Below are 26,336 nucleotides of genomic sequence, written 5' to 3'. Positions count from 1 at the left end.
CGGTTTTATCCACTGCCGCGATAGGCCATGATGGGGCTCGATCCGTGTGGAGAGTCCCATGCCGTTGCCGTCTCTGAAAGACCAGTTCGGCGCGCTGATCGCCGCGTCTTCCGTCAGTTGCACCCAGCCCGAGCTGGACCAGACCAACCGCCCGGTGGTCGACCTGCTGGCCTCCTGGCTGGGCGATCTAGGCTTCCGCTGCGAGATCCGGGAAGTCTCGCCGGGCAAGTTCAACCTGCTGGCCAGCTACGGCAGCGGTCCCGGCGGGCTGGTGCTGGCCGGCCACACCGATACCGTGCCCTACGACGAAGCGCTGTGGAGCAGCGATCCGCTGCGCCTGGACGAGCGCGACGGCCGCTGGTACGGCCTCGGCAGTTGCGACATGAAGGGCTTCTTCCCGCTGGCCATCGAGGCCTTGCTGCCGCTGCTCGACCAGCCGTTCCGCCAGCCGCTGATGATCCTCGCCACCTGCGACGAGGAAAGCTCGATGGCCGGCGCCCGTGCCCTCGCCGAAAGCGGGCGACCGCTGGGTCGCGCCACGGTGATCGGCGAGCCGACCAACCTGCGGCCGATCCGCCTGCACAAGGGGGTGATGATGGAGCGCATCGAGATTCTCGGGCAGAGCGGCCATTCGTCCGATCCGAACCTCGGCCGTAGCGCCCTGGAGGCCATGCACGCGACCATCGGCGAGCTGATGGCGCTGCGCGGGGAATGGCAGCGGGCCTGGAACAACCCGCAGTTCAGCGTGCCCCAGCCGACCCTGAACTTCGGTTGCATCCACGGTGGCGACAATCCCAACCGCATCTGCGGCCAGTGTTCGCTGGAATTCGACCTGCGCCCGCTACCCGGCATGCAGCCTGAGCAGTTGCGCGAGGCGATCCGCCAGCGCCTGCGGCCGCTGGCCGAACGGCACCAGGTGAGCATCGACTACCAGCCGCTGTTCCCTGCCGTGCCGCCGTTCGAACAGGCGCAGGACAGCGAACTGGTACGCGTCGCCGAACGCCTGACCGGGCATCGCGCCGAGGCCGTGGCGTTCGGTACCGAGGCGCCGTACTTCCAGCGCCTGGGCAGCGAGACCCTGGTCCTCGGCGCCGGCGACATCGCCTGTGCCCACCAGCCCGACGAGCACCTCGAACTGGCGCGTATCGAACCGATGGTCGGCGTGCTGCGCCGGCTGATCCAGCATTACTGCCTGACGCCCGCCGCCGACTGAAGCGCGGCGTGGCCGGCGACCAGCTCGAAGCCGCCGTTGATGACGAACTGCACGCCCATCGCCACCAGCAGGAAGCCGACCACTCGCGAGATGGCGTCGATCCCGGATTCGCCGAGGAACTTCATGATGCGCCCGGAGCTTTGCAGGGCGATCCAGAAGATCAGCGCGGTGAGCAGGGTGACGGTGATCGCCGCGAGGTGGATGAACAGCGGAATGCTTCCGTAGGTGGATTGCAGCGTCGACGCCGAGCTGACCACCAGGGCGATGGTCCCCGGCCCCGCGGTACCCGGCAGGGCCAGCGGAACGAAGGACAGGTCGCGGAAGTGCGGGGTGTTCTTTTCCTCGTCCGACAGCAGGTCGTGCTGGACTTCGGTCTCGTCCGGCGTGGTGGCGGGGAACAGCATGGTGAAGCCGATATAGGCGACGATCAGCCCGCCGGCGATGCGCAGGCCTGGAATGGAGATGCCGAACACCTGCATCACCAGGCTGCCGCCGTAGAAGCTGACCAGCATGATCAGCGCCACGTAGAGGCTGGCCTTGAATATCTGCCGGTTGCGCTCCGCCGGCGGCAGGCTGCCGCCGAGGCCGAGCAGCAGTGAGACGCTGGTCAGCGGGTTGGCTACCGGGAGCACGGCGAGCAGGCCGACCAGGACGTGATGGAAGTATTCGCTCATGGATTTTCCTCGTTCGCGTGGGTGCGCGCCGGACGGCACGGCGAACGAGGCAGCCTAGCGAAAAAGCGCTGCGCGAGTTAACCGGGGTTTTCGGATAGTTTTTTTCAAAAATAGTGGTAAAACGGTTCGTTCCGGCCCCAGGCCCCGTACCATGGTCGAATCCCGCGGTCGGGGGGCCGCCGAGGGTTTAAACTCGCGCGTGATCCATCCGTCTCGTTAACCAGAAAGTGAGGAGAAGCCTGTCGATGTTGCTGCGACGACGATAACGGCGCCCTTCGGGCCGTCCCGGCCGCTCACGCTTTGCTCTCGCTCACGAAACGACAGGCTTTCCCCACCATGCCCGACTACGTCAACTGGTTACGTCACGCTTCGCCCTACATCAACTCGCACCGGGACCGCACCTTCGTGGTCATGCTCCCCGGCGAAGGGGTGGAGCATCCCAATTTCGGCAATATCGTCCACGACCTGGTCCTTCTCCACAGCCTCGGTGCGCGCCTGGTGCTGGTGCACGGTTCGCGTCCGCAGATCGAGGCGCGCCTGGCCGCGCGCGGCCTGGCTCCGCGCTATCACCGCGACCTGCGAGTGACCGATGCACCGACCCTGGAGTGCGTCATCGACGCCGTGGGTAGCCTGCGCATCGCCATCGAGGCGCGGCTGTCGATGGACATGGCCGCCTCGCCGATGCAGGGCGCGCGCCTGCGGGTCGCTGGCGGCAACCTGGTCACCGCGCGGCCGATCGGCGTGGTCGAGGGTGTCGACTATCACCATACCGGTGAGGTCCGTCGCATCGACCGCAAGGGTATTGGCCGCCTTCTCGACGAGCGCAGCATCGTTCTGCTCTCGCCGCTGGGCTACTCGCCGACCGGGGAAATCTTCAACCTGGCCTGTGAAGACGTGGCCATGCGCGCCGCCATCGACCTGGAAGCGGAAAAGCTGATTCTCTACGGCGCCGAACAGGGCTTGCTGGACGCATCCGGCAAACTGGTCCGCGAACTGCGCCCGCAGCAGGTGCCCGCGCACCTGCAACGGCTGGGCAACAGCTACCAGGCCGAGCTGCTGGACGCCGCGGCGCAGGCCTGCCGGGCCGGGGTCAAGCGCAGCCATATCGTCAGTTACACCGAGGACGGCGCGCTGCTCAGCGAGCTATTCACCCGCACCGGCAACGGCACCCTGGTCGCCCAGGAGCAGTTCGAGCAGTTGCGCGAGGCGGGCATCGAGGACGTTGGCGGGCTGATCGAGCTGATCCGCCCGCTGGAAGAGCAGGGCATCCTGGTACGCCGTTCCCGCGAGGTGCTGGAACGCGAGATCGAACAGTTCAGCATCGTCGAGCGCGAAGGGCTGATCATCGCCTGCGCCGCGCTCTACCCGATCGCCGATTCCGAGGCGGGCGAGCTGGCCTGTCTGGCGGTCAACCCGGAGTACCGCCACGGCGGGCGTGGCGACGAACTGCTGGAGCGGATCGAGGAGCGCGCGCGCGGACTCGGCCTGAAGACCCTGTTCGTGCTCACCACGCGGACCGCGCACTGGTTCCGCGAGCGCGGCTTCCAGCCCAGCAGCGTCGAACGGCTACCGGCGGCGCGGGCCTCGCTGTACAACTTCCAGCGCAATTCGCAGGTATTCGAGAAGAGCCTTTGATCCGCCGGCGCGTCCCTGGGCGCAGGGGCGCGCCGGCTTGGCTCAGTTGCTGATCAGGCCGAGGATGCTCGCCTGGTAGGCGGCGACGAAGGTATCGAAGTCGCCATCCTGGTCGCGTTCCAGCTCCGTCTGTTCGGCCAGGGAGTCGCTGGCCATCTTCTCGAAGCGCGCCTGCTCTTCGGCGGCCAGCGGATGCTGGCGGAAATACTCCGCGTGTTCGCGGCTCTGGCGCAGGGAGAACGCTTCGAAGCTCTCGCCGCGCTCGCGCATGACCTTCAGCACCTGCGCCGAAGGCGTCAGTTCCGCATCGGCCACCTTCGCCCGCTGCGCTGCCAGCGCCGCCGCGTGGGCTTCGCCGCCGCGCGCGCGGTCGAGCAGTGCCGCGGTGTCGGCGATTCGTTCGAGCAGCTCGTTCGCCCAGACCTGCAATTCCACCGGCTGGCCGCGGCGTTGCAATTGCAGGCCCGGCCGCCTGCCTTCCTTGACCACGGCGAGGAAGTTGTCGGTGGCGTCGCTGCACTCGCCGTTCAGCAGCGGGCTGTCGCTGAACGCGCAGAACAGCAGGAAGGCGTCGAGGAAGCGCGCCTCGTCCAGGTCGATGCCCAGCGGCAGGAACGGGTTGATGTCCAGGCAGCGCACTTCCACGTACTGCACGCCACGAGCGGCCAGGGCCTGCACCGGACGCTCGCCGGTGTAGGTGACGCGCTTTGGCCGGATGCTCGAGTAGTACTCGTTCTCGATCTGCAGGATGTTGGTGTTCAGCTGCACCCATTCGCCATCCTGCTTGGTGCCGACCTTCTCGTAGGGCGGGTAGGGCGTGCTGACCGCCTGGCGCAGGCTGTCGATGTAGCTCTGCAGGTCGTTGTAGCAGGGCGTCAGGCCGGCCTGGGCGTTGTTCTGGTAGCCCAGGTCGCTCATCCGCAGGCTGGTGGCGTAGGGCAGGTAAAGCGTGTGTTCGTCGAGGCGCTCCAACTGGCTCGGGCGGCCACGCAGGAAGCCGGCGTCGAGGGCCGGCGAGGCGCCGAACAGGTACATCAGCAGCCAGCTGTAGCGGCGGAAATTGCGAATCAGGGCGATGTAGGCGGCGGACTGGTAGTCGCGTTCCGACAGCTCGCTGCCTTCGGCCTGGCGCAGCAGCGGCCAGAGCCTCTCCGGCAGGGAGAAGTTGTAGTGGATGCCGGCGATGCACTGCATGGTCTTGCCGTAGCGCAGCGCCAGGCCCTTGCGGTAGACGTACTTCAGGCGGCCGATCATCGAGCTGCCGTAGCGGGCGATCGGGATGCTCTCCTCGTCCGGCAGCTCGCAGGGCATCGATGGGCTCCACAGGTATTCGCCGTCCAGTTTCGAACTGGCGAAGCGGTGGATGCGCTCGAGATCGCCCAGAGTGTCGGCGACGTCGGTTTCCGTGGGCGTGATGAACTCCAGCAAGGCCTCGGAGTAGTCGGTAGTGATCTGCGGATGGGTCAGGGTCGAACCCAGGGCCCGGGGGTGGGGGGTGAGCGCCAGCTTGCCGTCGCTATCGACTCGCAGGCATTCGCGCTCGATGCCATGCAGGCACTCGGTCAGCAGGGGCAGGTTGGCTGCGGCGCCGAGCAGAGCCAGGCGGCGGGAGAGAAGATCGCTCAAGTCGGGATTCCTTGTGATCGCGTCCCAGATCGGTCGCCCCAATATGAGGGTGGACCGAGCGGTCTACAAGAGGGAGGACGTAAATGCGTTTTCGCTTCGTCCTGGGGCCGGTCGCCGCGACTTCGGCGGGAGCCGTCGAGGCGGGCGCCCGGCACGGATCGGGATCGCCGTTGCGCGCCATTCTGCCGCATGGCGGCCGCGCCGGTTTACAACTGGGCGAAGGTACCTTGTCCTTTCGCGACCAGTTTGTCGCCTTGCCGCACCTCGGCTTCCACCACCAGGCTGCGGCGCCCGGCATGGAGGACGCGGGCGACGCAGCGCACCTCGCCGTCGGCGACGGCGCGGATGTAGTTGATCTTGCATTCCAGGGTGACGCTCTGGCGGTCGAAACCATGGGAACTGGAGCAGGCCAGCCCCATGGTCACGTCCATCAGCGAGAACAGCGCGCCGCCGTGCATGACCCCGCCGCGGTTGCGCAGGTGCGCGGCCATCGGCAGGCGTACCTCGGCGACGCCGTCGCCGAGGCTGACCGGGTCCAGGCCGACCAGTTCGCTGTAGGCGCTGATCATCTGCTCGCGGGCGGGCATCTCGCTCATGGACGGCTCCGTCACTTCTTCTTCAGTTGCTTGGCGTTGGCGAACAGCGCGGCCATGGCGTTGTTCGCCGGCGGCGCGCTCTGTCCGCGCGGGGCGCCACGCTCCTGGCGCGGCTGGCCGCTGCCGGTGGGACGCCCGCCGCGCTGGCCTTCGACCTTCTCGCCGGGGGTGTCGCTCATGCGCATGGACAGGCCGACACGGTTGCGCGGGATGTCCACTTCCATGACCTTGACCTTGACGATGTCGCCGGCCTTGACCACTTCGTACGGATCCTTGACGAACTTCTCGGACAGCGCCGAGATGTGCACCAGGCCGTCCTGGTGGACGCCGATGTCGACGAACGCGCCGAAGTTGGTGACGTTGGTCACCACGCCCTCCAGGACCATGCCCGGCTTGAGGTCCTTGAGGCTCTCGACGCCTTCCTGGAATTCTGCGGTCTTGAACTCCGGACGCGGGTCGCGGCCGGGCTTGTCGAGTTCCTTGAGGATGTCGGTGACGGTCGGCAGGCCGAAGGTCTCGTCGGTGAACTTCTTCGGGTCGAGGCGCTTGAGGAACGCCGAGTCGCCGATCAGCGAGCGGATGTCGCGCTCGGTGTCGGCGGCGATGCGCTGCACCAGCGGATAGGTCTCCGGGTGCACCGCCGAGGCGTCCAGCGGGTTGTCGCCGTTCATCACGCGGAGGAAGCCGGCGGCTTGCTCGAAGGTCTTTTCGCCCAGGCGGCTGACTTTCTTCAGCTCGTCGCGGGTGCGGAACGCTCCGTTGGCGTCGCGGTGCGCGACGATGTTCTGCGCCAGCGTCGAGTTGAGGCCGGAGATGCGTGCCAGCAGGGCGGCGGAGGCGGTGTTGACGTCGACGCCGACGGCGTTCACGCAATCCTCGACCACCGCGTCCAGGCTACGCGCCAGCTTCAGCTGGGACACGTCGTGCTGGTACTGGCCGACGCCGATCGACTTGGGCTCGATCTTCACCAGCTCCGCCAGCGGGTCCTGCAGGCGACGGGCGATGGATACGGCGCCGCGCAGGGACACGTCCAGCTCGGGGAACTCCTTCGCCGCCAGTTCGGAGGCGGAATACACCGATGCGCCGGCTTCGCTGACCATGATCTTGGTCAGCTTCATGCCCGGATACTTCTTGATCAGTTCGCCGGCCAGCTTGTCGGTCTCGCGGCTGGCGGTGCCGTTGCCGATGGCGATCAGCTCGACCTGGTGCTTGGCGCACAGCGCGGCGAGCACGGCGAGGGTCTGGTCCCACTGGTTCTTCGGCGCATGTGGGTAGACGGTGGCGGTGTCCAGCAGCTTGCCGGTGGCGTCGACCACCGCGACCTTGACCCCGGTGCGCAGGCCCGGGTCGAGGCCGAGGGTGGCGCGCGGGCCGGCCGGGGCGGCCAGCAGCAGGTCGTGCAGGTTGCGCGCGAACACGCTGATCGCCTCGTCCTCGGCGCCGTCGCGGAGCTCGCCGAACAGGTCGGTTTCCAGGTGGGTATAGAGCTTGACCTTCCAGGTCCAGCGCACCACCTCGGCCAGCCACTTGTCGGCGGCGCGGCCCTGGTTGGACAGGCCGAAGCGCTCGGCGATCATGACCTCGCATGGGTGCAGGGTGCCCGGCGCTTCCTCGCCGACCTTCAGCGAGGCGCTGAGGACGCCTTCGTTGCGTCCGCGGAAGATCGCCAGGGCGCGGTGCGACGGGGCGCTTTTCAGCGGCTCGTCGTGTTCGAAGTAGTCGCTGAACTTGGCGCCTTCCTGTTCCTTGCCGGGGACCACGCGGGCGGTCAGGGTCGCTTCGTTCTTCATGAACACGCGCAGCTTGTCGAGCAGCGTGGCGTCTTCGGCGAAGCGCTCCATGAGGATGTACTTGGCGCCTTCCAGCACCGCCTTGACGTCGGCGAAGCCTTTCTCGGCGTCGACGAAACGCGCGGCCTCGCTTTCCGGGACCAGGGTCGGGTTGTCGAACAGTGCGTCGGCCAGCGCGCCGAGGCCGGCTTCCAGGGCGATCTGGCCCTTGGTGCGGCGCTTCTGCTTATAAGGCAGGTAGAGGTCTTCGAGACGGGTCTTGGTGTCGGCGAGCTTGATGTCGCGGGCCAGTTCGGGGGTCAGCTTGCCCTGTTCCTCGATGCTGGCGAGGATCGCGCCGCGGCGTTCTTCCAGTTCGCGCAGGTAGCGCAGGCGCTCTTCCAGCATGCGCAACTGGGTATCGTCGAGGCTGCCGGTGACCTCTTTGCGGTAACGGGCGATGAAGGGAACGGTGGAGCCTTCGTCGAGCAGGGCGACGGCAGCGGCGACTTGCTGCGGTTGAACGCGGCCGGAGGGCAGTGCGGAGAGCTCTTCGGCGATACGGGTGTTGATGCTGTCCATTGATCCACCTGGTAAAACGAACGAAAACGGGCCGTGTAGACAACGCCCCGCCGCAAAAGCGCCGCATTATACCTGCCAAGTTTCGCCTTGGAGGGCGGCTGGTCGGGGAAAAATCTGCTAACAATGGACAGTCCGGCCCAGCCGCTACCTGGGCGATAATGCCCGCCTGACTCATTCTGGGAGTTTCTATGTCGAACCCTGCCGCCCTGGCCGAAGGTGAAAAGATCCTCGTCGTCGACGACGACGCCCGCCTGCGCCGCCTGCTCGAACGTTTCCTCGACGAGCAGGGCTACCGCGTCCGCGCGGTGGAGAACACCGAGCAGATGGATCGCCTTCTATCCCGCGAACTGTTCCAGCTGGTTGTGCTCGACCTGATGCTTCCCGGCGAGGACGGCCTCACTGCCTGCCGCCGCCTGCGCGAACAGAACAACCAGGTGCCGATCATCATGCTCACCGCCAAGGGCGACGAGGGCAGCCGCATCCAGGGCCTGGAACTGGGCGCCGACGACTACCTGGCCAAGCCGTTCAACCCGCGCGAACTGCTGGCGCGGATCAAGGCCGTGCTGCGCCGCCAGGCGCCGCTGGTGCCCGGCGCGCCTGCCGGTGCCGACGAGGTGGTGACCTTCGGCGACTATCAGCTGTTCCTCGCCACCCGCGAACTGAAGAAGGGCGACGAGGTACACATGCTGACCACCGGCGAGTTCGCCGTGCTCAAGGCCCTGGTGCAGCACGCCCGCGAACCGCTGACCCGGGACAAGCTGATGAACCTCGCCCGTGGCCGCGAGTGGGATGCCCTGGAGCGTTCCATCGACGTGCAGATCTCGCGCCTGCGCCGGCTGATCGAGCCGGACCCGTCCAAGCCGCGCTATATCCAGACGGTCTGGGGCGTCGGCTACGTGTTCGTGCCGGACGGCAACGCGCGCAAGGCCTGAGTCTCCGCGCGGCCGGTGCAGCGATGCACCGGCCGCGTCGTCTTACCCGCAACAGGCGTCGGCCCCGTCCGCCGGCGCGCAACCGGTCCGATCGATGAAAACGCCGCTCTGGTTCCCGCAAAGTTTCTTCGCCCGCACCCTCTGGCTGGTGCTGATCGTCGTGCTGTTCTCCAAGGCGCTGACCCTGGTCTACCTGCTGATGAACGAGGACGTGATCGTCGACCGCCAGTACAGCCACGGCGCGGCGCTGACCATCCGCGCGTTCTGGGCTGCCGACGAGGAGTCGCGCGCGGCCATCGCCAAGGCTTCCGGCCTGCGCTGGGTGCCGAGCAGCGCCGACCAGCCCGGCGAGCAGCACTGGCCGTACACGGAAATCTTCCAGCGGCAGATGCAGATGGAGCTGGGGCCGGACACCGAGACCCGCCTGCGTATCCACCAGCCGTCGCAGCTCTGGGTGCGCGCACCGAGCCTCGGCGAAGGCTGGCTGGCGGTGCCGCTGTATCCGCATCCCTTGCGTGGCCAACGGATCTGGAGCGTGCTCGGCTGGTTCCTCGGCATCGGCCTGCTCTCCACCGCCGCCGCCTGGATCTTCGTCCGCCAGCTCAGCCAGCCGCTCAAGCGCCTGGTGGTCGCCGCCCGCCAGTTCGGCCAGGGGCGCAGCGTGCGCCTGCCGCTGGGACCGGAGACGCCGAGTGAAATGGCCGAGGTGTATCGCGCCTTCAACCAGATGGCCGAGGACATCGAGCAGGGCGGGCGCGAACGCGAATTGATGTTGGCCGGTGTCTCCCACGACCTGCGCACCCCGCTGACGCGCCTGCGCCTGTCGCTGGAGTTGCTGCCGGAGAGCGAACGGGAGATGGTCGAGGACATGATCCGCGACATCGAGGACATGGACGCGATCCTCGACCAGTTCCTCGCCTTCATCCGCGACGGCCGCGACGAGCCGGTGGAGGAGGGCGACCTGACCGACCTGGTGCGCGAGGTCGTGGCGCCGTTCAACCAGACTCGCGAGCAGGTGCGCATGGCCTTGCAACCGGTACCGGCGATGCCGTTGCGGCGTGTGTCGATGAAGCGTCTGCTGGGCAACCTGATCGACAATGCCCTGAACCACGGCGGCGGTTCGGTGGAGGTGGCCAGCTACGTGGCCGGCGAAAGCGCGGCGCCCTACGTGGTGCTGAGCGTGCTCGATCGCGGCCAGGGCATCGATCCCGCGGAAGTGGACAGCATCTTCAATCCCTTCATCCGTGGCGACAAGGCGCGTGGCGGCAAGGGCACCGGCCTCGGCCTGGCGATCGTCAAGCGCATCGCCGCCCAGCACGGCGGCAGCGTCGAACTGCGCAACCGCGATGGCGGCGGCCTGGAAGCGCGGGTCTGCCTGCCGCTGGGGTTGCTGCTGCCGCGCGGCGCGGCCTGATACCCGACGGGTTTGTGCCGTTCCAGCGGCACTTCCCGCCCCCTCTCGCGCTTACGGAGAAGGGCGCGCCCCGTCCCTACCAGCGCAACCGGTTTCCCTCGAGCACCGCGGTCTTCCCGTAAGGCCAGGCTCGGTTCTGCGCACCATGCCCGCTGGGCAGGTGGTGGTAGAGCGGCACCTCGATGGCGGCGGCGTATTCGCCGAATATCCGCTCCAGGCTGTGGGCGACTTCCTTGCGCGGGCAATCGGTGAACGAGCCCAGGCAGATCGCGCCGAGCTGGCGCGCGTCGATGCTTTCGAGCAATTGCCAGAGGCTGCGCTCCAGGCGGTAGTAGGGTTCGCCGACGTCCTCCAGGACCAGGATCGACCCCGCCGGGGCGTGCAGGCCGCCGAGTGTGCCGGCCATGCAGGCCAGGGCGGTGAGGTTGCCGCCGATCAGCGCGCCTTCGACGCGTTGCTTGTGTCCGCCGAGGTGCTGCACCGGGAGTTCATGGTCGATTCCGGCCAGCAAGCGGCTGACCGAGGCCAGCGAGGCTAGCCGCTCCTGCTGCTCGCGGGGGGCGCTCAGCGGCGACAGACCGAGTCCGGTGGCCACCGGGCCGTGGATCGCAGGCAGGCCGTGGCGGTGGAAAGCGCTGAGCAACACCGAGATGTCGGAGAAACCGATCAGTGGCCGCGGCGAGGCCGCCTGCAGGCGCCCCCAGTCCAGGCCCGGCAGCAACTGGCCGCAGCCGTAGCCGCCGCGCAGGCACCAGACCGCGGTGATGTCCGGCATGTCGAAGGCGTTGTGCAGGTCTTCCAGGCGCTGCTCGACCGTCCCGGCGAGGTAGCGGTAGCGGGCTTCGACGTGGCGGCCGAGATGGTAGTCCACGCCGTGCACTTCCAGTTGCCGCAGGGTCGCCTCCAACACGTCGGTGGCGATGGCCGAGGCTGGCGCGATCAGCGCCACCCGGCCGTCGATGGGCTGCCAGGTCTGGTCGGAGGAAGGACGAGAGGTCATGCGGCGATTCCGTGAAGCGTCAGGAAAGGATTCGAGTGCCGGAAGAGCCCAGGGTTCGGCGGGGTTTCCGGCATCGGTTGCGGCGGTGCTTCATTCAAGCGTGGCATGGACCTTCTGTCGAGGCCGGGATCGCCAGCGTAATGCGGTGCGTCCGATGCGCCGGGACAACGCATGCGTTGTCTGGTCCGGCTCACCCCTTTCCCTTCGTCCTGGCCAGGTGGGGGCCGCCGTTCTTTTCCAGGTACTGGATGATGATCCCGGCGATGTCCTTGCCGGTAGTGGATTCGATACCTTCCAGGCCCGGCGAGGAGTTCACCTCCATTACCAGAGGACCATGGTTGGAGCGCAGGATGTCCACCCCGGCGACGTTCAGGCCCATCACGCGGGCGGCGCGGATGGCGGTCATGCGTTCTTCCGGGGTGATCTTGATCAGGCTGGCGCTGCCGCCTCGGTGCAGGTTGGAGCGGAACTCGCCGGGCGCTGCCTGGCGCTTCATCGAGGCGATCACCTTGTCGCCGACCACGAAGCAGCGGATGTCGGCGCCGCCGGCTTCCTTTATGTACTCCTGGACCATGATGTTGTGCTTGAGCCCCATGAAAGCCTCGAGCACCGATTCGGCGGCCTTCTCGGTTTCGCAGAGGACCACGCCGATGCCCTGGGTGCCCTCCAGCAGCTTGATCACCAGCGGTGCGCCACCGACCATCTCGATCAGGTCCGGGACGTCGTCCGGGGAATGAGCGAAGCCGGTCACCGGCAGGCCGATGCCCTTGCGCGACAGCAGTTGCAGCGAGCGCAGCTTGTCCCGCGAGCGAGCGATGGCGACCGACTCGTTGAGCGGGAACACGCCCATCATCTCGAACTGGCGCAATACCGCGCAGCCGTAGAAGGTCACCGAGGCGCCGATGCGCGGGATCACCGCGTCGAAGCCCTCCAGCGGTTGTCCCCGGTAGTGGATCTGCGGCTTGTGGCTGGCGATGTTCATGTAGGCGCGCAGCGTATCGATGACCACCATTTCATGGCCGCGCTCCCGCCCGGCCTCCACCAGGCGACGGGTCGAGTAGAGCCGGGGATTGCGCGACAGCACGGCGATTTTCATTCAGCACCTGTGGATGGGTTGGACCGGCTGGCGGGCAGCGGCGGCGAGGCTGTGGGTTGTCGTCGCGGCAGGCATCGGACCGGCCGTTTCGGGAATGGATGGAGGTTGGACAGGTGCTGCCGGCGAATGGCTCAAACCGGGCTCCCGTCGAGCAGGTCGATGTTCGTCGCCGCGGGCAGGGCGGCCGGCGACTCGGGACGATCCTGGACGTAGGCCAGGGCCGGGTTGACCACCAGTTGCCCGGCGATCAGCGCCTTGGAGCCGAGCAGCACGCGATAGCGCATGGACTTGCGGCAGGCCAGGGTGAACTCTACCGGCCACATGCGATCGCCCAGCGCCAGGGTGGTGCGGATCACGTAGCGGGTCTGGGCCTGGCCGTTGGAGCTGCGAATGCTCTTGCGCGCGACCATCGGCGCTTCGCAACGGTGCCGGCGCTGCACCAGCGTGCCGAGGTGGGCGGTGAAGCGCACCCACTTCTCGCCGTCGCGCTCGAAGGGAACGATGTCCGATGCATGCAGGCTGGAGGTGCTGGCGCCGGTGTCGATCTTCGCGCGCAGCCCGACCATGCCCAGTTCGGGAAAGGCGATCCACTCGCGCAGACCGATGACGGAAAGCTGGTCGAATGTCTTCACGGGTAGGCATTCCAGGCGTTTTGCCGGCATTCTAGCAGGGCTATGGGCGGCCGCCAGACGGCTGCCCGAGGATGCCGAAGACGAACCTAGCGGCTGTCGATGACAGTCGCGAGACAGCGGCGGAACGAATACGGGAAATGCCAGTGAGCGAGAAAGACGACGACAAGGTGCGCCTGGACAAGTGGCTCTGGGCGGCGCGCTTCTTCAAGACCCGGGCGCTGGCCAAGGCCGCGATAGAGGGCGGCAAGGTGCATTGCCGGGGCGAGCGGTGCAAGCCGAGCAAGGAACCCAGGGTAGGGGAGGAGTTGACCATTCGTACGGGCTTCGACGAGCGAACCGTGACCATTCGCGCGCTTTCCGTAGTCCGGCGTGGCGCGCCGGAGGCCCAGGCTCTCTACGAGGAAACCGCGGACAGCGTGGCAAGCCGCGAGCGCGCGGCGGCCATGCGCAAGGCCGGGGCGCTGGGCGTACAGACAGAGGGGCGGCCGAGCAAGAAGCAGCGGCGGCAGATCCACCAGTTGCGCGGCGGCCAGGACTGAGAAGCGCCGGTCTCCCGCAGGGGAGACCGGGATGGCCTCAGGCCGAGTCGCGGACCACGCCGAGGCGGCCGATCAGCGGCAATTTCGCCAGCAGGCGGAACAGCGGTTCGGTCACCTGCACCAGCCAGCCGCTGGCCTTCGCCGCCAGCGGTGTGTAGCAGCCCCAGGCGAGGGCCAGCAGGGCCATCTGCAGGCCGCCGATGTAGTCGTCCTGGCCCCAGTGCGCGCCGGCTACCAGGCGCGGCAGCATGAACAGCACGGCCAGGGTCCAGATCAGCAGGAACTGCCCGGCGCGGCGGGCGAACAGCGACATGAACAGCGCCCAGACCAGCAGCACCGAGGCGTGGTCGCCGGGGAAGCTGCGCTTGGAGCGGTCCTTGATTTCCCACACGCGTTCCCAGTCCGGGAAGTGGTCGCTGAGGTGGATGGCCTTGTCCATCAGCATCGACAGGCTGGCGTGCTGCCAGTGCAGGTGGTGGGCGATCTTGGCGTAGAGCACGCGGATCACCACCAGGATCAGCAGGGTCACGATGAAGCCGAAGGTCAGCCGCCGTACCTGGTTCGCTGGCAGCAGCCAGTCGCCGCGAATCAGCAGGCAGAGCAGGATCACCCCGACCACCGCGTCGAACGGTCGGGTACTGAGCAGGCCCCAGAGTTTCAGCCAGGTTTCGTTGAGGGCGAGGGAGCCGTTGAGCTTGTCGAAGAGCCAGAAGTCGAAGCCGTTCATCAGCTCGCGGGTGGGGCCCCAGAGCCACAGGATCAGCAGCAGGAGCGCCAGAAGATGACAGGTGGCGAACTTGCGCCATTGCCAGGCCGCTTGGAACGGAGAGGCATTATCCATAAAATCGTTTCCCCCTATCGGCGCCGGGTCGGCGTACGACTGTCACGAAGCGCGCTTTTATAGGCCTTTGTCACTCACTTGTCATTCCCTCATTCGTAGCGTTGTGTCCCGCATGTCCCATTCAGATCAGAGCCAGCGTTTCCTTTTCGACGATACCGACGTGCGCGGCGAGATGGTCGATCTCGAGCGCAGCTACAGCGAAGTGCTGGCCAAACATCCCTATCCGGAACCGGTCGCGCAGCTGCTCGGGGAGATGCTCGCGGCGGCCTCGCTGCTCTGCGGCACGCTCAAGTTCGACGGCCTGCTGGTATTGCAGGCGCGCTCCAGCGGCGCGGTTCCGCTGTTGATGGTGGAGTGTTCCAGCGACCGCCAGGTGCGTGGCCTGGCCCGCTATTCGGCGGAGTCCATCGGCGCCGACGCCGGCATGCAGGAACTGATGCCCGAAGGCGTGCTGACCCTCACCGTGGACCCGGTCAAGGGCCAGCGCTACCAGGGGATCGTCGCCCTGGAGGGGGTGAACCTGGCGGAATGCCTGTCCAACTACTTCGCCAGCTCGGAACAGCTGCCGACCCGTTTCTGGCTCAACGCCAACGGCCGCCGCGCCCGCGGCCTGCTGCTGCAGCAGCTTCCCGCCGACCGCCTGAAGGACCCCGAGGCCCGCGAGGCCAGTTGGCAGCACCTGACCACCCTGGCCGACACGCTGACCGCCGAAGAGCTGCTGGCGCTGGACAACGAGACCGTCCTGCACCGCCTCTACCACGAGGAAACCGTGCGCCTGTTCGAGCCGCAACCGCTGGTCTTCCATTGCAGTTGCTCGCGGGAACGTTCGGCCAACGCCCTGGTCAGTCTCGGGCAGGCCGACTGCGAGCGGCTGCTCGAGGAGGAAGAAGGCTCGATCAGCATCGACTGCCAGTTCTGCAACCAGCGCTACCTGTTCGACGCCTCCGACGTCGCCCAGTTGTTCGCTGGCGCTGGCAGCCAGGGGCCTTCCGAGACCCGCCACTGACGATTTTTCATCCAGCGGGCTTTTCTGGCATAATCCCGCCACTTTTTTCCTGTAGTGAGTTTTTTGAAGCGCTACGAAGTTTGGAGGACTCGGCCTCTGGCCGACGGGGAACCACATGACGCAAGCCAACAACGCCGTGTACACCGATATCAGCGCCGCCCAACTGGTAGAAGAAGCCATTCGCCGCGGTGAGGGCGAACTGGCCGCCAACGGCTCGCTGGTCGTACGTACCGGCCATCGCACCGGCCGTTCGCCGGTCGACCGTTTCATCGTCGAAGAGCCGAGCACCAAGGACGCGATCGCCTGGGGCAACATCAACCGTCCGTTCCCGGCCGACAAGTTCGATGCGCTGTGGGCCCGCGTGGAAGCGTTCAACAACGCCCAGGACCATTTCGTTTCCCATGTTCATGTAGGTTCCGCCGAGGCTTACTACCTGCCGGTGAAGATGACCACCGCTACCGCCTGGCAGAATCTGTTCGGCCGTTGCCTGTTCATCGAGCCGGAGCAGTACAACCCGGCCGGCAAGGACGAGTGGCAGGTCCTCAATGTCGCCAACTTCGAATGCGTGCCCGAGCGCGACGGCACCAACTCCGACGGTTGCGTGATCCTCAATTTCGCCCAGAAGAAAGTGCTGATCGCAGGCATGCGTTATGCCGGCGAGATGAAGAAAGCCATGTTCTCCGTGCAGAACTTCCTGCTGCCCGAGCGCGATGTGCTGCCGATGCACTGCGCTGCCAACATCGGCGAAGCGGGCGATGTGACCCTGTTCTTCGGCCTGTCCGGCACCGGCAAGACCACCCTGTCCGCCGATGAAAGCCGTTACCTGATCGGTGACGACGAGCACGGCTGGGGCGAGGGCGTGGTGTTCAACGTCGAAGGCGGTTGCTATGCCAAGTGCATCGACCTGTCCGAGAAGAACGAGCCGGTCATCTGGAAAGCCATCAAGTTCGGCGCCGTGCTGGAGAACGTGGTTCTCGACGAAGAGCGCGTGCCCAACTACGCCGATGACAGCCTGACCCAGAACAGCCGCGCCGCCTACCCGCTGGAGCACGTCGAGAAGCGTTCGGAGAAGAACCTCGGCGGCGAGCCCAACGCGGTGATCTTCCTGACCTGCGACCTGACCGGCGTACTGCCGCCGGTATCGATCCTGAACAATGAGCAGGCGGCCTACCACTTCCTGTCCGGCTATACCGCGCTGGTCGGCTCCACCGAGATGGGTTCCGGCGGCGGTATCAAGTCGACCTTCTCCACCTGCTTCGGTGCTCCTTTCTTCCCGCGTCCGGCCGGCGTTTATGCCGAGCTGCTGATCAAGCGCATCAAGGCCTTCGGCTCCAAGGTCTACCTGGTCAACACTGGCTGGACCGGCGGTGGCTACGGCGTCGGCAAGCGCTTCAACATCCCGACCACCCGTGGCGTGATCGCGGCGATCCAGAGCGGCGCGCTGATCGGCGCGGAAACCGAGCACCTGGACATCATCAACCTGGACGTGCCGAAGGCCGTTCCGGGCGTCGAGACCAATCTGCTCAACCCGCGCAACACCTGGGCTGACAAGGCTGCCTACGACGAGGCGGCGAAGGGCCTGGCCAAGCAGTTCATCGAAAACTTCAAGAAATTCGAGGTTTCCGATGCGATCAAGGCCGCCGGCCCGCAGCTGTAAGCCACGTTTCGGCACCATGAAAAAACCGCCTTCGGGCGGTTTTTTCATGGGCGAACGTCAGGGGTAGGTGACGGTGATCAGGTAGTTGCCGGAGCGGCGATCGCTTCCGGCCAGCTCATAGTGCGCCGAGAAATCCCGTTCACCGATGACCGTATCGCTGGGTTGCAAGTGGCGCACCTCGCCGGTCTTCATCGAACGGATGCTGACATCCGCGGTGCGCGCCTGCATGGGACAGCCACTGAGGTGGAAACTGCCCTTGCTTTCGTCTTGGCGGGGAGCGCTCATCGAGCATGGTGGCTCGACAATGGCGCCGGTGAAGCGGATGACGCCGCTGATGCTGCCGGGGGCGGCGAACAGGTTGCTGGAAGTTCCTACAAGAAGACCGAACAAAGCCAGTTGGCCCATCCTGTTCATGAGCTTACTCCTACGTGAGTTCATCCTTATTTTTCTGCGTTCGTGCGTCCCGGGAGGGGCCCTCTCCCAGGCGCTGGCATTGGAGTGGAATATAGGACAATTCCTTAGGAAAATTCCTTCCTAGGAATAGTCCTAGTCTTAATTCTGTAAGTAGCTGCTGTGGGGCTGCGTCGGATTTATTGAAGTCTGGTTTATCTTCTCGCCAATGCCCTAGAGTGGGCGCCCCTTTGTTCCCTCGCAGTGGATTTCCCCATGCATATCGAAGACGCCGTTCGTAGTCGCCGTGCCATCAAGGGCTACGACTCATCCTTCAGCCTGACTCGCGAAGAGAAGGACCATCTCCTGGACCTGGCGCTGCATGCGCCTTCCGCCTTCAACCTGCAACACGTGCGGCTGGTCGAGGTCAGCGATCCGCAATTGCGCGTGCAGTTGCGTGAAGTGGCCTGGGACCAGGCGCAGGTCACCGACGCGGCGATGCTGGTGGTGGTGTGCGCCCAGCTCGACAGTTGGGAGCGCAACGCGCAGCGGGTCTGGGACGGTGCTCCCGAGGCGGTACAGGCGTTCATGGCAGGCGCCATCGACACCTACTACCGCGGCAAGCCCCAGGTACAGCGCGACGAAGCCATGCGCAGCTGCGGCCTGCTGGCGCAGACCCTGATGCTGGTCGCCCGCGGCCAGGGCCTGGATTCGTGTCCGATGGATGGTTTCGACTTCGATGCCGTGGCCCGGCTGATCAACCTGCCGGACAACCATGTGATCGGCCTGATGGTCGCGGTCGGGAAAAAGGCCGTTGAACCCTGGCCGCGCAGCGGCAAGCTGCCGCGGGAAGAACTGGTCATTCGCGACCGCTTCTGACTGCCCGGATTCCCCTAGTCCGGTCCGGCGGCCCCGACCTGGCGGATCTGTTCGACCAGCCATTGCAGGGCGATGTCGCGTTCGCGCTGGGCCAGAAACACCAGTTCCAGGTGGAACGGGCCGAGGTCGAACGGCAGGTCGAACGATTGCAGGGGCAGCAATCGTTCGAAGTAGTGCGCCAGTTGTCGCGGCAGGACGCCGACCAGGTCGCTGTACGCGGCGATGTGCGCTGCCTGCAGGTAGTTCGGCGTGGTGTAGGCCACTTGCCGCTTGAGCCCCTGGCTGCCCAGCCACTGGTCGACCATCCCCTTGGTCTGCCCGCCGTGCACCCACAGGTGCTGCAGCTCCAGGAAGGTGGCCAGGTCGGGAGCCTGCGCCAGCAGCGGGTGCTGACGCCGGGCGACCAGTTGCAGGGTCTCGCTGGCCCAATGGCGGCGCTGGAAGCGCGCCGGGACGTTTTCGAAGCGGCCTAGCACCAGGTCCAGTTCGCCTTTGTCCAGCGCCTCGGCCGGCAAGGTCGGGGTCAGGTGCTGGATGGCGATGGAGATTCCCGGCGCCCGCTCACTCAGGCGGCGCATCAGGGCGGGCATGCAGATCAGTTCGACGTAGTCGGTCACCGCTACGGTGAAGCGCTGCCGGCTGCGCCCCGGATCGAAGCCCTCGCCGTCGCCCAGGCTCTGTTCGATCTGCCGCAGCGCCGCGCGGATCGGCGCTTCCAGCGCCAGCGCCCGGGGCGTCGGCTGCATCGCACGACCGGCGCGGACCAGCAGCGGGTCGTCGAGCAGCTCGCGCAGGCGGTTCAGCGCATTGCTCACTGCCGGCTGGCTCAGCGCCAGGCGCTCCGCCGCGCGCGAGACGTTGCGTTCGCGCAGCAGCGCGTCAAGGACGCGTAGCAGGTTGAGGTCGAAGGTTTGGATATTCACTGCCTGAATTCCAGCTATCACAAGACTAAATTTCAAAAATAGTACGACCTTCCCCTAAGGTAGTGGTCGCTTTTTGTGCGGTCGGACTGCCCCAGGTTTCGTCCACCGTTCCTCCTGCGCTCGCTACAACGAGGACAAGACCATGAGCCAGAACTTTTCCTTCCGCCAGGCCGCGGTGATCGGCGCCGGCACCATGGGTCGCGGTATCGTCATGTGCCTGGCCAACGCCGGTCTCGACGTGCAGTGGCTGGACAGCAACCCGCAGATGCTCAACCAGGCGCTCGGCGCCGTGGCCGACACCTACGCGCACAACGTGCGTCAGGGGCGCATCGGCGAAGAGGAAGCGGCCGCGCGCCGCGCCCGCATCACGCCGGTCCAGCACCTCGCCGCGATGCGCGAGGCGGACCTGGTGATCGAGGCGGTCTACGAGAACCTGGAACTCAAGCAATCGATCTTCCGCGAGCTGGACGCGGCGCTGAAGCCCTCCGCGGTGCTGGCCAGCAATACCTCCTACCTGGACATCGACGCCATCGCCGCGGTCACCGCGCGTCCGGGTCAGGTGCTCGGCCTGCACTTCTTCAGCCCGGCGCACATCATGCGGCTGCTGGAGATCGTGCGCGGCGCGCAGACCGCGCCGGCGGTGCTGGAGGCGGCCCTGGCGCTGGGCGAGCGGATGGGCAAGGTCAGCGTGGTGGCCGGCAACTGCCACGGCTTCATCGGCAACCGCATGCTCGAACCCTACGCCACCGAGGCCCGCCTGATGCTGCTGGAAGGCGCCCTGCCGTACCAGGTGGACCGGGCTCTCCAGGCGTTCGGTTTCGCCATGGGGCCGTTCCGCATGTACGACGTGGTCGGTATCGACCTTGAGTGGCGCGCCCGCGAGTTGGCCGGGGTCGGCCAGGACCAGCCGGCCGTGCAGGTGGACAACCGCCTTTGCGAGATGGGCCGCTTCGGCCAGAAGAGCGGTGCCGGCTACTACCGCTACGCGCCGGGTAGCCGCCAGGCGGAGCACGATACCGAGGTGGATGCCCTGGTGCTCTGGGTTGCCGAAACGCTGGGCTACCCGCGGCGCGATTTCGCCGACGAGGAAATCCTCGAGCGTTGCCTGCTGGCGCTGGTCAACGAGGGCGCGAAGATCCTCGACGAGGGTATCGCCGCCCGTAGTGCCGACATCGACACTGTCTACCTGAACGGCTACGGCTTCCCCGCCGCGGAGGGCGGTCCCATGGCCTGGGCCGATCGCCTCGGCGCGGCCGAGCTGCTGCAACGCTTGCGTTTCCTCGAACAGCGCCACGGCGCACGCTGGAAGCCGGCGTCCCTGGTCGAGCGCCTGGCCGCCGAGGGCGGAGCCTTCGCCGACCTGCAGGAGGCGCGCTGAGATGGATTACCAGGCCCCCTTGCGCGACATGCGCTTCGTTCTCCATGAACTGTTCGATGTCGGCGCGCATTGCGAACTGCTGGGCAACGGCATCGATCGCGAACTGATCGACGGCGTGCTCGAGGAAGGCGCGCGCTACACCGGCCAGGTGGTGGCGCCGCTCAATCGCAACAGCGACGAGGAAGGCGCGAAGCTGAAGGACGGCGTGGTGACCACCCCCACCGGCTTTCGCGAAGCCTACCGGCAGTACAGCGAGAACGGCTGGGCGAGCATGACCGGACCCACCGAGTACGGCGGCCAGGGCTTCCCGCAGATGGTCTCCGCGTGCTTCCACGAGATGCTGATGGCCGCCAGCCTGTCCTTCCGCGTCTATTCGGGGCTGACCGAGGGCGCCGTGCTGGCCCTGTACAAGCATGGCGACGAGGCGTTGCGGCGCGACTACCTGGGCAAGCTGGTGAGCGGCGAATGGGCCGGCACCATGTGCCTGACCGAACCCCAGGCCGGCACCGACCTCGCCCTCCTGCGCACCCGCGCCGAGGCGCAGGCCGACGGCAGCTACGCGATCAGCGGCAGCAAGATCTTCATCAGCGGTGGCGAGCAGGACCTCACCGAGAACATCGTCCACCTGGTGCTGGCGCGCCTGGCGGACGCGCCGGCCGGGGTGAAGGGCATCAGTCTGTTCCTGGTGCCGAAGTTCGTCGCCAATCCCGATGGCTCCCTGGGCGAGCGCAACAGCCTGGGGTGCGGCGCCATCGAGCACAAGATGGGGATCAAGGGCGCCTCCACCTGCGTGATGAACTTCGACGGCGCCAGGGGCTGGCTGCTGGGCCAGGCGAACCAGGGCCTGGCCTGCATGTTCACGATGATGAACGACGCGCGCTTCCAGGTCGGCCTGCAGGGCCTGGGTATCGCCGAACGGGCCTTCCAGGGCGCCCTCGGCTACGCCCGCGAACGCCTGCAGTCGCGCGCCCTGGTCGGCCCGCAGGCACCGGACAAGGTCGCCGACCCGATCATCGTGCACCCCGACGTGCGGCGCATGCTGCTGACCCAGAAGACCCTGGTCGAAGGCTGCCGCATGCTGGCGGCCTGCTGCGCACGCCAGCTCGACCTGGAACACGGCCATCCGGATGCCGACGGCCGGCGCGCGGCGACGCGCCGTGCAGCGCTGCTGATCCCCATCGTCAAGGCCTTCCTTACCGATGTCGGCCAGGAAGTCGCCAGCCTCGGCGTACAGGTCTATGGCGGTCACGGTTTCATCCGCGAATGGGGCATGGAGCAGTTGATGCGCGACAGTCGCATCACCCAGATATACGAAGGCACCAATGGCATCCAGGCGCTCGATCTGGTCCGCCGCAAGCTGCTCGGCGACCAGGGCGGCGAACTGCTGGCGCTGCAAGGCGAACTGGCGGTGGCCAGCGAGGCGCTGCAAGGGCGTGCTGCGCTGGCGCCACTGGCTGAGCCGGTGCTGCAACGCCTGGAGGAGTGGCGGCAGCTCACCGGCCAGGTACTCGAGGCCTGCGCCCGCGATCCCCAGGAGATCGGCGCCACTTCGGTGGACTTCCTCCAGTACAGCGCCTACGTATTGCTCGCGGCCCTCTGGTTGCAAGCCGCGGCACGAGCCCAGGAAGCGCTGGACGGCGGCTCCGGCGAGGGCGATTTCTATCGGGCCAAGCTGCGCAGCGCCGATTTCTACCTGCGGCGCATCCTGCCGCGGGCGAGCATGCACCGCGAAGCCTTGCTCGGTGGCGCCGACTGCCTGATGGCCCTGCCCGAGGAGCATTTCTCGTTCTGACGGGCGTCTCGCCCAAGGAGACCGATATGCAAGCTTTCAGTTTCGCCACTACCGCGCAGATCCTCTGCGAGGTCGGCTCCGCCATCCGCCTGGCGGAACTCTGCCGCGAGCGAAGGGCGCGCCGCGTGTTGATCGTGACCGATCCGGGGATCACCCGGCTCGGCTTGCTGGATGCGATCCTGCCCGGCTTCCCGCGCCTGGGCCTGGCCGTCGAGGTGTACGACCAGGTGCTCGCCGATCCGCCCGAGTCGGTGGTCGAGGCCGCGCTCGGGCGGGCGCGGGGCATGGCTGCCGAGCTGGTGGTCGGTTTCGGCGGCGGCAGCTCCATGGACGTAGCCAAGCTGGTCGCGCTGCTCGCCCACCCAGAAGCAGGGCAGGGGCTCGGCGAGGTCTTCGGGGTCGGCAACGCACGCGGGCCGCGCCTGCCGCTGATCCAGGTGCCGACCACCGCCGGGACCGGCTCCGAGGTGACGCCGATCGCCATCGTCACCACCGGCGAGACCACCAAGATGGGCGTGGTCTCGCCCCACTTGCTGCCCGACCTGGCGCTGCTCGACGCCGACCTGACCCTCGGCTTGCCGCCGGCGGTCACCGCGGCGACCGGTATCGACGCGATGGTGCATGCGATCGAGAGCTATACCAGCAAACTGAAGAAGAACCCGCTGTCCGACCTGCTGGCGCGGGAGGCGTTGCGCCTGCTGGCGGCCAACCTGGAACGCGCGGTAGGCGACGGCGGCGACCGCGAGGCGCGCCAGGCCATGCTGCTGGGCGCCTGCCTGGCCGGGCAGGCCTTCGCCAATGCGCCGGTGGCGGCGGTGCATGCCCTGGCCTATCCGCTGGGAGGGCATTTCCACATTCCCCACGGCCTGAGCAATGCGCTGGTGCTACCGGAGGTGATCCGTTTCAACGCTCCCGCTGCCGCTGGACTCTATGCCGAGCTGGCGCCGCTGCTGCTGGGCGACCGCTTGCGTCCGGGCGATCGCGACGCGCTTACCGTGCAGCTGATCGACGAACTGGCCCAGCTCAGTCCGCGCAACGGCCTGCCGAGCCGCTTGCGCGACGCCGGGGTGGACGAGGCGATGCTGCCGCGCCTGGCCGCCGACGCGATGCTCCAGCAGCGTCTGCTGGTCAACAACCCGCGCGAGGTCGGCGAGGCGGATGCCCTGGCGATCTATCGCGCGGCATACTGAATCCCTTCTACGAGGACCGGGCATGGCGACCGCCCTGCGACCGCTGCGCGAGCAGTACCTTCATTTCCAGCCGATCACCACGCGCTGGCACGACAACGACATCTACGGACACGTGAACAACGTGACCTACTATGCGTTCTTCGACACGGCGGTGAATACCTACCTGATCGAGCGCGGCGGCCTGGATATCCAGGGCGGCGAAGTGATCGGCCTGGTGGTCAGTTCCAGCTGCGACTATTTCGCGCCGGTGGCCTTCCCCCAGCGGATCGAGATGGGCCTGCGGGTGGCGCGCCTGGGCAACAGCTCGGTGCAGTACGAATTGGCCTTGTTCCTCGAAGGGCAGCGGGAGGCCTGCGCGGCCGGGCGTTTCGTGCATGTCTTCGTGGAGCGCCGAAGCAGCCGCCCGGTGGCCATTCCGCAGGAACTACGCGATGCGCTGGCCGCGCTTCAGAGCGCGGCCCAGTGACAGAGATCGCCCGCCGCCCGTGACAGGGCGATGGCGTGCAGCTCGTTCAGGCGATCGACGCGTACCTGCCGTTGCAGCGCCTGGTTGAGCCTCGGCCGGCAGTCGTCGACGCGCAGTTCGGCGAGCGCCGGGGCGTAGCCGCGCAGCAGCTCCAGGTTGAGCTGATTGAGGCGGCTGCGGATGCGCTCCAGGTCGACCGCCTGGCCAGCGTCCGGTAGCGGCCGGCTGAGCAGGCGGTACTGGACCAGCTTGTTCGCCTCGATCTGCGCGGCGAACAGCAGGCGCACCTGCTCGGCGCCGACCCCGTGGCTCCCGGCTTGTCCGGCGAGCATCTGCAACTGTTGTTCTTCCCGCGGGCTGTCCTGTACCGCCTTGCCCGACTGGGCCTTGCTCTGGGCTACCTGATCGGCTAGTTGCAAACGCTGGCTGCTCAGGCTCAACAGTTGCTGGAGAGCCGGTGACAGCGGCTGGGCCTGGAGCAACGGGCCTTGCAGGAGCAGGAGGGCAAGCAGGCCCCAACTGGCGAACGACGGGCGCATCTGGAAATCTCGGATGGAATTGATGTCCGGCACGCTAGCAAAGCGAGCCCGGTGCGACAATCCATGACATGGCGTGAGGCGAACAGGAAGCGCTGGATGGGACATTTCTGATTGAACGTTTGCAGTCTCGACGCTGGAGCAATGTTCTGTGACCATCCCTCCACACCATTTCATTCACCAAAGGGGCCGGTTTGCCCCTGCTATGACTGGCAAGGACGCGGAACATGGGTTTCCTGATACTCTCCCGCCGAGAAGGCGAAGGCATCACCCTGTCCCTCAAGGCCGACTACCCGGCGGAGGAACTGATTCGGCAATTGCGCGAAGGCGGCATCCGGATCCTGGTCACCGATATCATCGGCAACCAGGCCCGGGTCGGAATCGAGGCGCCGCGTGGCGTCCTGATCGTTCGCGACGAGTTGAAAACGGCACCGAAAGGCTGACGAACGGTAGAAAGTAAAAGCCCCGCGTTCGCGGGGCTTTTACACATCAGCTTCGGCAAGCATGCCGATCAACGATGCTTGTGCTTGCGGTGTTTCTTGCCGCGGTGACCGCTGTCGTTGTCCTTGCCCAGGTTGTTACCGACCGCGCCACCCGCTGCGCCGCCGAGGCCTGCACCTATGGTCGCGCCGGTGCTGCCGCCCAGCTTGTTGCCGATCACCGAACCGCCGGCCGCGCCGAGCCCGCCACCCAGGGCGGCTTCGGTCTTGCGCCCGTCCTTGGCGGTCATCGCGCCGCCGGCCGCGCCACCCAGGCCGGCGCCTATGGCCGCACCGGTGCTACCGCCGATGGCGCCGCCCACGACGTTGCCCAGGGCACCGCCTACGCCGCCGCCCACCGCGGTCTTGGTGGAATCGCCGGCGAGCGCGGCTTGTGCGCTCAGCAGGCCGAACGCGATTACCAGGAGAGATTTACGCATCGTGCGTGCCTCATCGTTTCAATCGGGAGGGAAATACGGTCGTTCGCACAAAGGCCGGACCATCCGGCCCGGCCTTTGCCTCGTAGGGAGCGGCGGGTTCAGTCGTCGTAGTAGCGACGATGATGCTTGTGGCGCTTCCACTTCTTGTACTGGCCATAGTGATGGCCGTTGTCATGCCGGTAATAGCCATCGCGATAGCCGGCGCGGCGGTAGTAGCGACGGTCGCGGTAGTCGTCATCGTCGTCGTAGCGGCGGTTGCCGTCGCCATAATGGTTGCCCAGCGCGCCGCCGCCGGCGCCGCCGAGGGCCGCGCCGATCAGGCCACCGGTGCTGCCACCGATCTGCCGGCCGATGACGTTGCCGCCTGCGGCACCGAGGCCGCCGCCGATCGCCGCTTCGGTCTTGTTGCCGCGTCCGGCGCCGACTGCACCGCCCGCAGCGCCACCGATGCCACTACCGATCGCGGCGCCAGTGCTGCCGCCGACCGCATCGCCGACGACCGAACCCAACACCCCGCCCAAGGCGCCGCCGATGGCCGCGCGGGTGTCGTCGCCTGCGAAGGCGGTACTACCGACCAGACTCAGGGACAACAGGAGTATCGAGGAATACTTCATAGAGAGTTTCTCTCTGTGGGGATGACGGCTGCGATGC

At 66.8% G+C, this 26,336-nt stretch carries 26 protein-coding genes; 13 read left to right on the top strand and 13 right to left on the bottom strand.

Going from position 1 to position 26,336, the window contains the following annotated elements:
* Positions 1-58: 58 nt before the first annotated feature.
* Entirely contained in the window at positions 59-1,213 is a 1,155-nt protein-coding gene (gene argE, locus ACI766_RS28190) for an acetylornithine deacetylase (RefSeq protein WP_003100077.1), read from the top strand.
* Here the strand turns inward: argE and ACI766_RS28185 are convergent.
* Positions 1,186-1,887, bottom strand: a complete 702-nt coding sequence (locus ACI766_RS28185) for a MarC family NAAT transporter (RefSeq protein ID WP_014603398.1) — start codon at positions 1,885-1,887, stop codon at positions 1,186-1,188. The two genes, argE and ACI766_RS28185, sit on opposite strands and share 28 nt — an antisense overlap.
* 336 nt (positions 1,888-2,223) lie before the next feature.
* On the opposite strand from ACI766_RS28185, the gene argA reads away from it, so the two are divergent.
* Positions 2,224-3,522 carry an amino-acid N-acetyltransferase gene (argA, locus tag ACI766_RS28180; protein ID WP_003096265.1) on the top strand — a complete coding sequence of 433 codons (1,299 nt, stop codon included), beginning with the start codon at positions 2,224-2,226 and terminating at the stop codon, positions 3,520-3,522.
* 42 nt (positions 3,523-3,564) lie between these two features.
* Here argA and gshA read toward each other — a convergent pair whose 3' ends face one another.
* The 3 genes from gshA to ACI766_RS28165 all read right to left on the bottom strand — a co-directional run bounded on the left by gshA (position 3,565) and on the right by ACI766_RS28165 (position 8,095).
* Complete coding sequence (gene gshA / locus ACI766_RS28175; RefSeq protein ID WP_003109990.1) at positions 3,565-5,148, bottom strand: glutamate--cysteine ligase; 1,584 nt, start codon at positions 5,146-5,148, stop codon at positions 3,565-3,567.
* A gap of 206 nt (positions 5,149-5,354) precedes the next feature.
* A complete protein-coding gene (locus tag ACI766_RS28170; RefSeq protein WP_042115369.1) occupies positions 5,355-5,717 on the bottom strand; it encodes a PaaI family thioesterase in 363 nt (120 codons plus the stop codon).
* Positions 5,718-5,755: 38 nt separating this feature from the next.
* Positions 5,756-8,095, bottom strand: a complete 2,340-nt coding sequence (locus tag ACI766_RS28165) for a Tex family protein (RefSeq protein ID WP_003163050.1) — start codon at positions 8,093-8,095, stop codon at positions 5,756-5,758.
* Between the two features lie 188 nt (positions 8,096-8,283).
* On the opposite strand from ACI766_RS28165, the gene amgR reads away from it, so the two are divergent.
* Both amgR and amgS read left to right on the top strand, forming a co-directional pair.
* Positions 8,284-9,027 (top strand): two-component system response regulator AmgR, encoded by a 744-nt coding sequence (amgR, locus tag ACI766_RS28160; protein ID WP_003096259.1) that lies wholly within the window; start codon positions 8,284-8,286, stop codon positions 9,025-9,027.
* 94 nt (positions 9,028-9,121) lie between these two features.
* Positions 9,122-10,441 carry a two-component system sensor histidine kinase AmgS gene (gene amgS, locus ACI766_RS28155; RefSeq protein WP_003096258.1) on the top strand — a complete coding sequence of 440 codons (1,320 nt, stop codon included), beginning with the start codon at positions 9,122-9,124 and terminating at the stop codon, positions 10,439-10,441.
* Positions 10,442-10,517: 76 nt separating this feature from the next.
* Here amgS and ACI766_RS28150 read toward each other — a convergent pair whose 3' ends face one another.
* The 3 genes from ACI766_RS28150 to ACI766_RS28140 form a co-directional block, all read right to left on the bottom strand.
* Positions 10,518-11,441: an LD-carboxypeptidase gene (locus ACI766_RS28150; RefSeq protein ID WP_003100070.1), complete on the bottom strand. Its 924-nt coding sequence runs from the start codon at positions 11,439-11,441 to the stop codon at positions 10,518-10,520.
* A 190-nt stretch (positions 11,442-11,631) separates the two neighbouring features.
* Positions 11,632-12,537 (bottom strand): 30S ribosomal protein S6--L-glutamate ligase, encoded by a 906-nt coding sequence (gene rimK / locus ACI766_RS28145; protein WP_003096254.1) that lies wholly within the window; start codon positions 12,535-12,537, stop codon positions 11,632-11,634.
* A gap of 131 nt (positions 12,538-12,668) precedes the next feature.
* Complete coding sequence (locus tag ACI766_RS28140) at positions 12,669-13,103, bottom strand: ATP-dependent zinc protease (RefSeq protein WP_004347430.1); 435 nt, start codon at positions 13,101-13,103, stop codon at positions 12,669-12,671.
* Positions 13,104-13,312: 209 nt separating this feature from the next.
* Between ACI766_RS28140 and ACI766_RS28135 the strand changes: the two genes are divergently transcribed.
* Positions 13,313-13,708 (top strand): RNA-binding S4 domain-containing protein, encoded by a 396-nt coding sequence (locus ACI766_RS28135; protein ID WP_003120401.1) that lies wholly within the window; start codon positions 13,313-13,315, stop codon positions 13,706-13,708.
* A 37-nt stretch (positions 13,709-13,745) separates the two neighbouring features.
* On the opposite strand, the gene ACI766_RS28130 is transcribed toward ACI766_RS28135, so the two are convergent.
* Positions 13,746-14,549 (bottom strand): phosphatase PAP2 family protein, encoded by an 804-nt coding sequence (locus ACI766_RS28130; RefSeq protein ID WP_003109984.1) that lies wholly within the window; start codon positions 14,547-14,549, stop codon positions 13,746-13,748.
* A gap of 112 nt (positions 14,550-14,661) precedes the next feature.
* Between ACI766_RS28130 and hslO the strand changes: the two genes are divergently transcribed.
* The gene (hslO, locus tag ACI766_RS28125) at positions 14,662-15,555 is read left to right on the top strand and encodes an Hsp33 family molecular chaperone HslO (RefSeq protein WP_003096245.1); all 894 of its coding nucleotides are present in this window, start codon (positions 14,662-14,664) and stop codon (positions 15,553-15,555) included.
* 115 nt (positions 15,556-15,670) lie between these two features.
* On the top strand, positions 15,671-17,212 hold the full coding sequence (locus ACI766_RS28120) for a phosphoenolpyruvate carboxykinase (protein ID WP_003109982.1): 1,542 nt from the start codon (positions 15,671-15,673) through the stop codon (positions 17,210-17,212).
* Positions 17,213-17,269: 57 nt separating this feature from the next.
* On the opposite strand, the gene ACI766_RS28115 is transcribed toward ACI766_RS28120, so the two are convergent.
* A complete protein-coding gene (locus ACI766_RS28115; protein WP_003118029.1) occupies positions 17,270-17,626 on the bottom strand; it encodes a hypothetical protein in 357 nt (118 codons plus the stop codon).
* A 252-nt stretch (positions 17,627-17,878) separates the two neighbouring features.
* Here ACI766_RS28115 and ACI766_RS28110 point away from each other — a divergent pair, with 252 nt between their 5' ends.
* Positions 17,879-18,481 carry a nitroreductase family protein gene (locus ACI766_RS28110; protein WP_003100063.1) on the top strand — a complete coding sequence of 201 codons (603 nt, stop codon included), beginning with the start codon at positions 17,879-17,881 and terminating at the stop codon, positions 18,479-18,481.
* 14 nt (positions 18,482-18,495) lie between these two features.
* Here the strand turns inward: ACI766_RS28110 and ACI766_RS28105 are convergent, their stop codons facing one another.
* Complete coding sequence (locus tag ACI766_RS28105) at positions 18,496-19,404, bottom strand: LysR family transcriptional regulator (RefSeq protein ID WP_003096239.1); 909 nt, start codon at positions 19,402-19,404, stop codon at positions 18,496-18,498.
* A 142-nt stretch (positions 19,405-19,546) separates the two neighbouring features.
* Here ACI766_RS28105 and ACI766_RS28100 point away from each other — a divergent pair, with 142 nt between their 5' ends.
* The 4 genes from ACI766_RS28100 to ACI766_RS28085 are packed head-to-tail and all read left to right on the top strand — an operon-like array spanning position 19,547 to position 24,230.
* A complete protein-coding gene (locus ACI766_RS28100; RefSeq protein WP_087823884.1) occupies positions 19,547-20,782 on the top strand; it encodes a 3-hydroxyacyl-CoA dehydrogenase in 1,236 nt (411 codons plus the stop codon).
* Position 20,783: 1 nt separating this feature from the next.
* Positions 20,784-22,574, top strand: coding sequence for an acyl-CoA dehydrogenase C-terminal domain-containing protein (locus tag ACI766_RS28095; RefSeq protein WP_003118026.1), 1,791 nt, complete (start codon positions 20,784-20,786; stop codon positions 22,572-22,574).
* 26 nt (positions 22,575-22,600) lie between these two features.
* Entirely contained in the window at positions 22,601-23,764 is a 1,164-nt protein-coding gene (locus ACI766_RS28090) for an iron-containing alcohol dehydrogenase (protein ID WP_023108868.1), read from the top strand.
* 22 nt (positions 23,765-23,786) lie between these two features.
* Positions 23,787-24,230, top strand: coding sequence for an acyl-CoA thioesterase (locus tag ACI766_RS28085; protein WP_016254019.1), 444 nt, complete (start codon positions 23,787-23,789; stop codon positions 24,228-24,230).
* Here ACI766_RS28085 and ACI766_RS28080 read toward each other — a convergent pair.
* Complete coding sequence (locus tag ACI766_RS28080) at positions 24,212-24,769, bottom strand: chorismate mutase (protein ID WP_023122413.1); 558 nt, start codon at positions 24,767-24,769, stop codon at positions 24,212-24,214. The genes ACI766_RS28085 and ACI766_RS28080 overlap by 19 nt on opposite strands.
* A gap of 224 nt (positions 24,770-24,993) precedes the next feature.
* Here ACI766_RS28080 and ACI766_RS28075 point away from each other — a divergent pair, with 224 nt between their 5' ends.
* Entirely contained in the window at positions 24,994-25,209 is a 216-nt protein-coding gene (locus tag ACI766_RS28075) for a carbon storage regulator (protein WP_003096222.1), read from the top strand.
* A gap of 68 nt (positions 25,210-25,277) precedes the next feature.
* Here the strand turns inward: ACI766_RS28075 and ACI766_RS28070 are convergent, their stop codons facing one another.
* Both ACI766_RS28070 and ACI766_RS28065 read right to left on the bottom strand, forming a co-directional pair.
* Entirely contained in the window at positions 25,278-25,685 is a 408-nt protein-coding gene (locus ACI766_RS28070) for a glycine zipper domain-containing protein (RefSeq protein WP_003100051.1), read from the bottom strand.
* A 98-nt stretch (positions 25,686-25,783) separates the two neighbouring features.
* Complete coding sequence (locus ACI766_RS28065) at positions 25,784-26,299, bottom strand: hypothetical protein (RefSeq protein ID WP_003100049.1); 516 nt, start codon at positions 26,297-26,299, stop codon at positions 25,784-25,786.
* Between the last annotated feature and the right edge of the window lie 37 nt (positions 26,300-26,336).

The sequence above is a fragment of the Pseudomonas sp. DL genome (genome assembly GCF_047199225.1).
GTDB lineage: Bacteria > Pseudomonadota > Gammaproteobacteria > Pseudomonadales > Pseudomonadaceae > Pseudomonas > Pseudomonas aeruginosa.
Note: the sequence above shows the minus strand (reverse complement) of the source record. Positions and strands in the feature narration are given on the sequence as shown.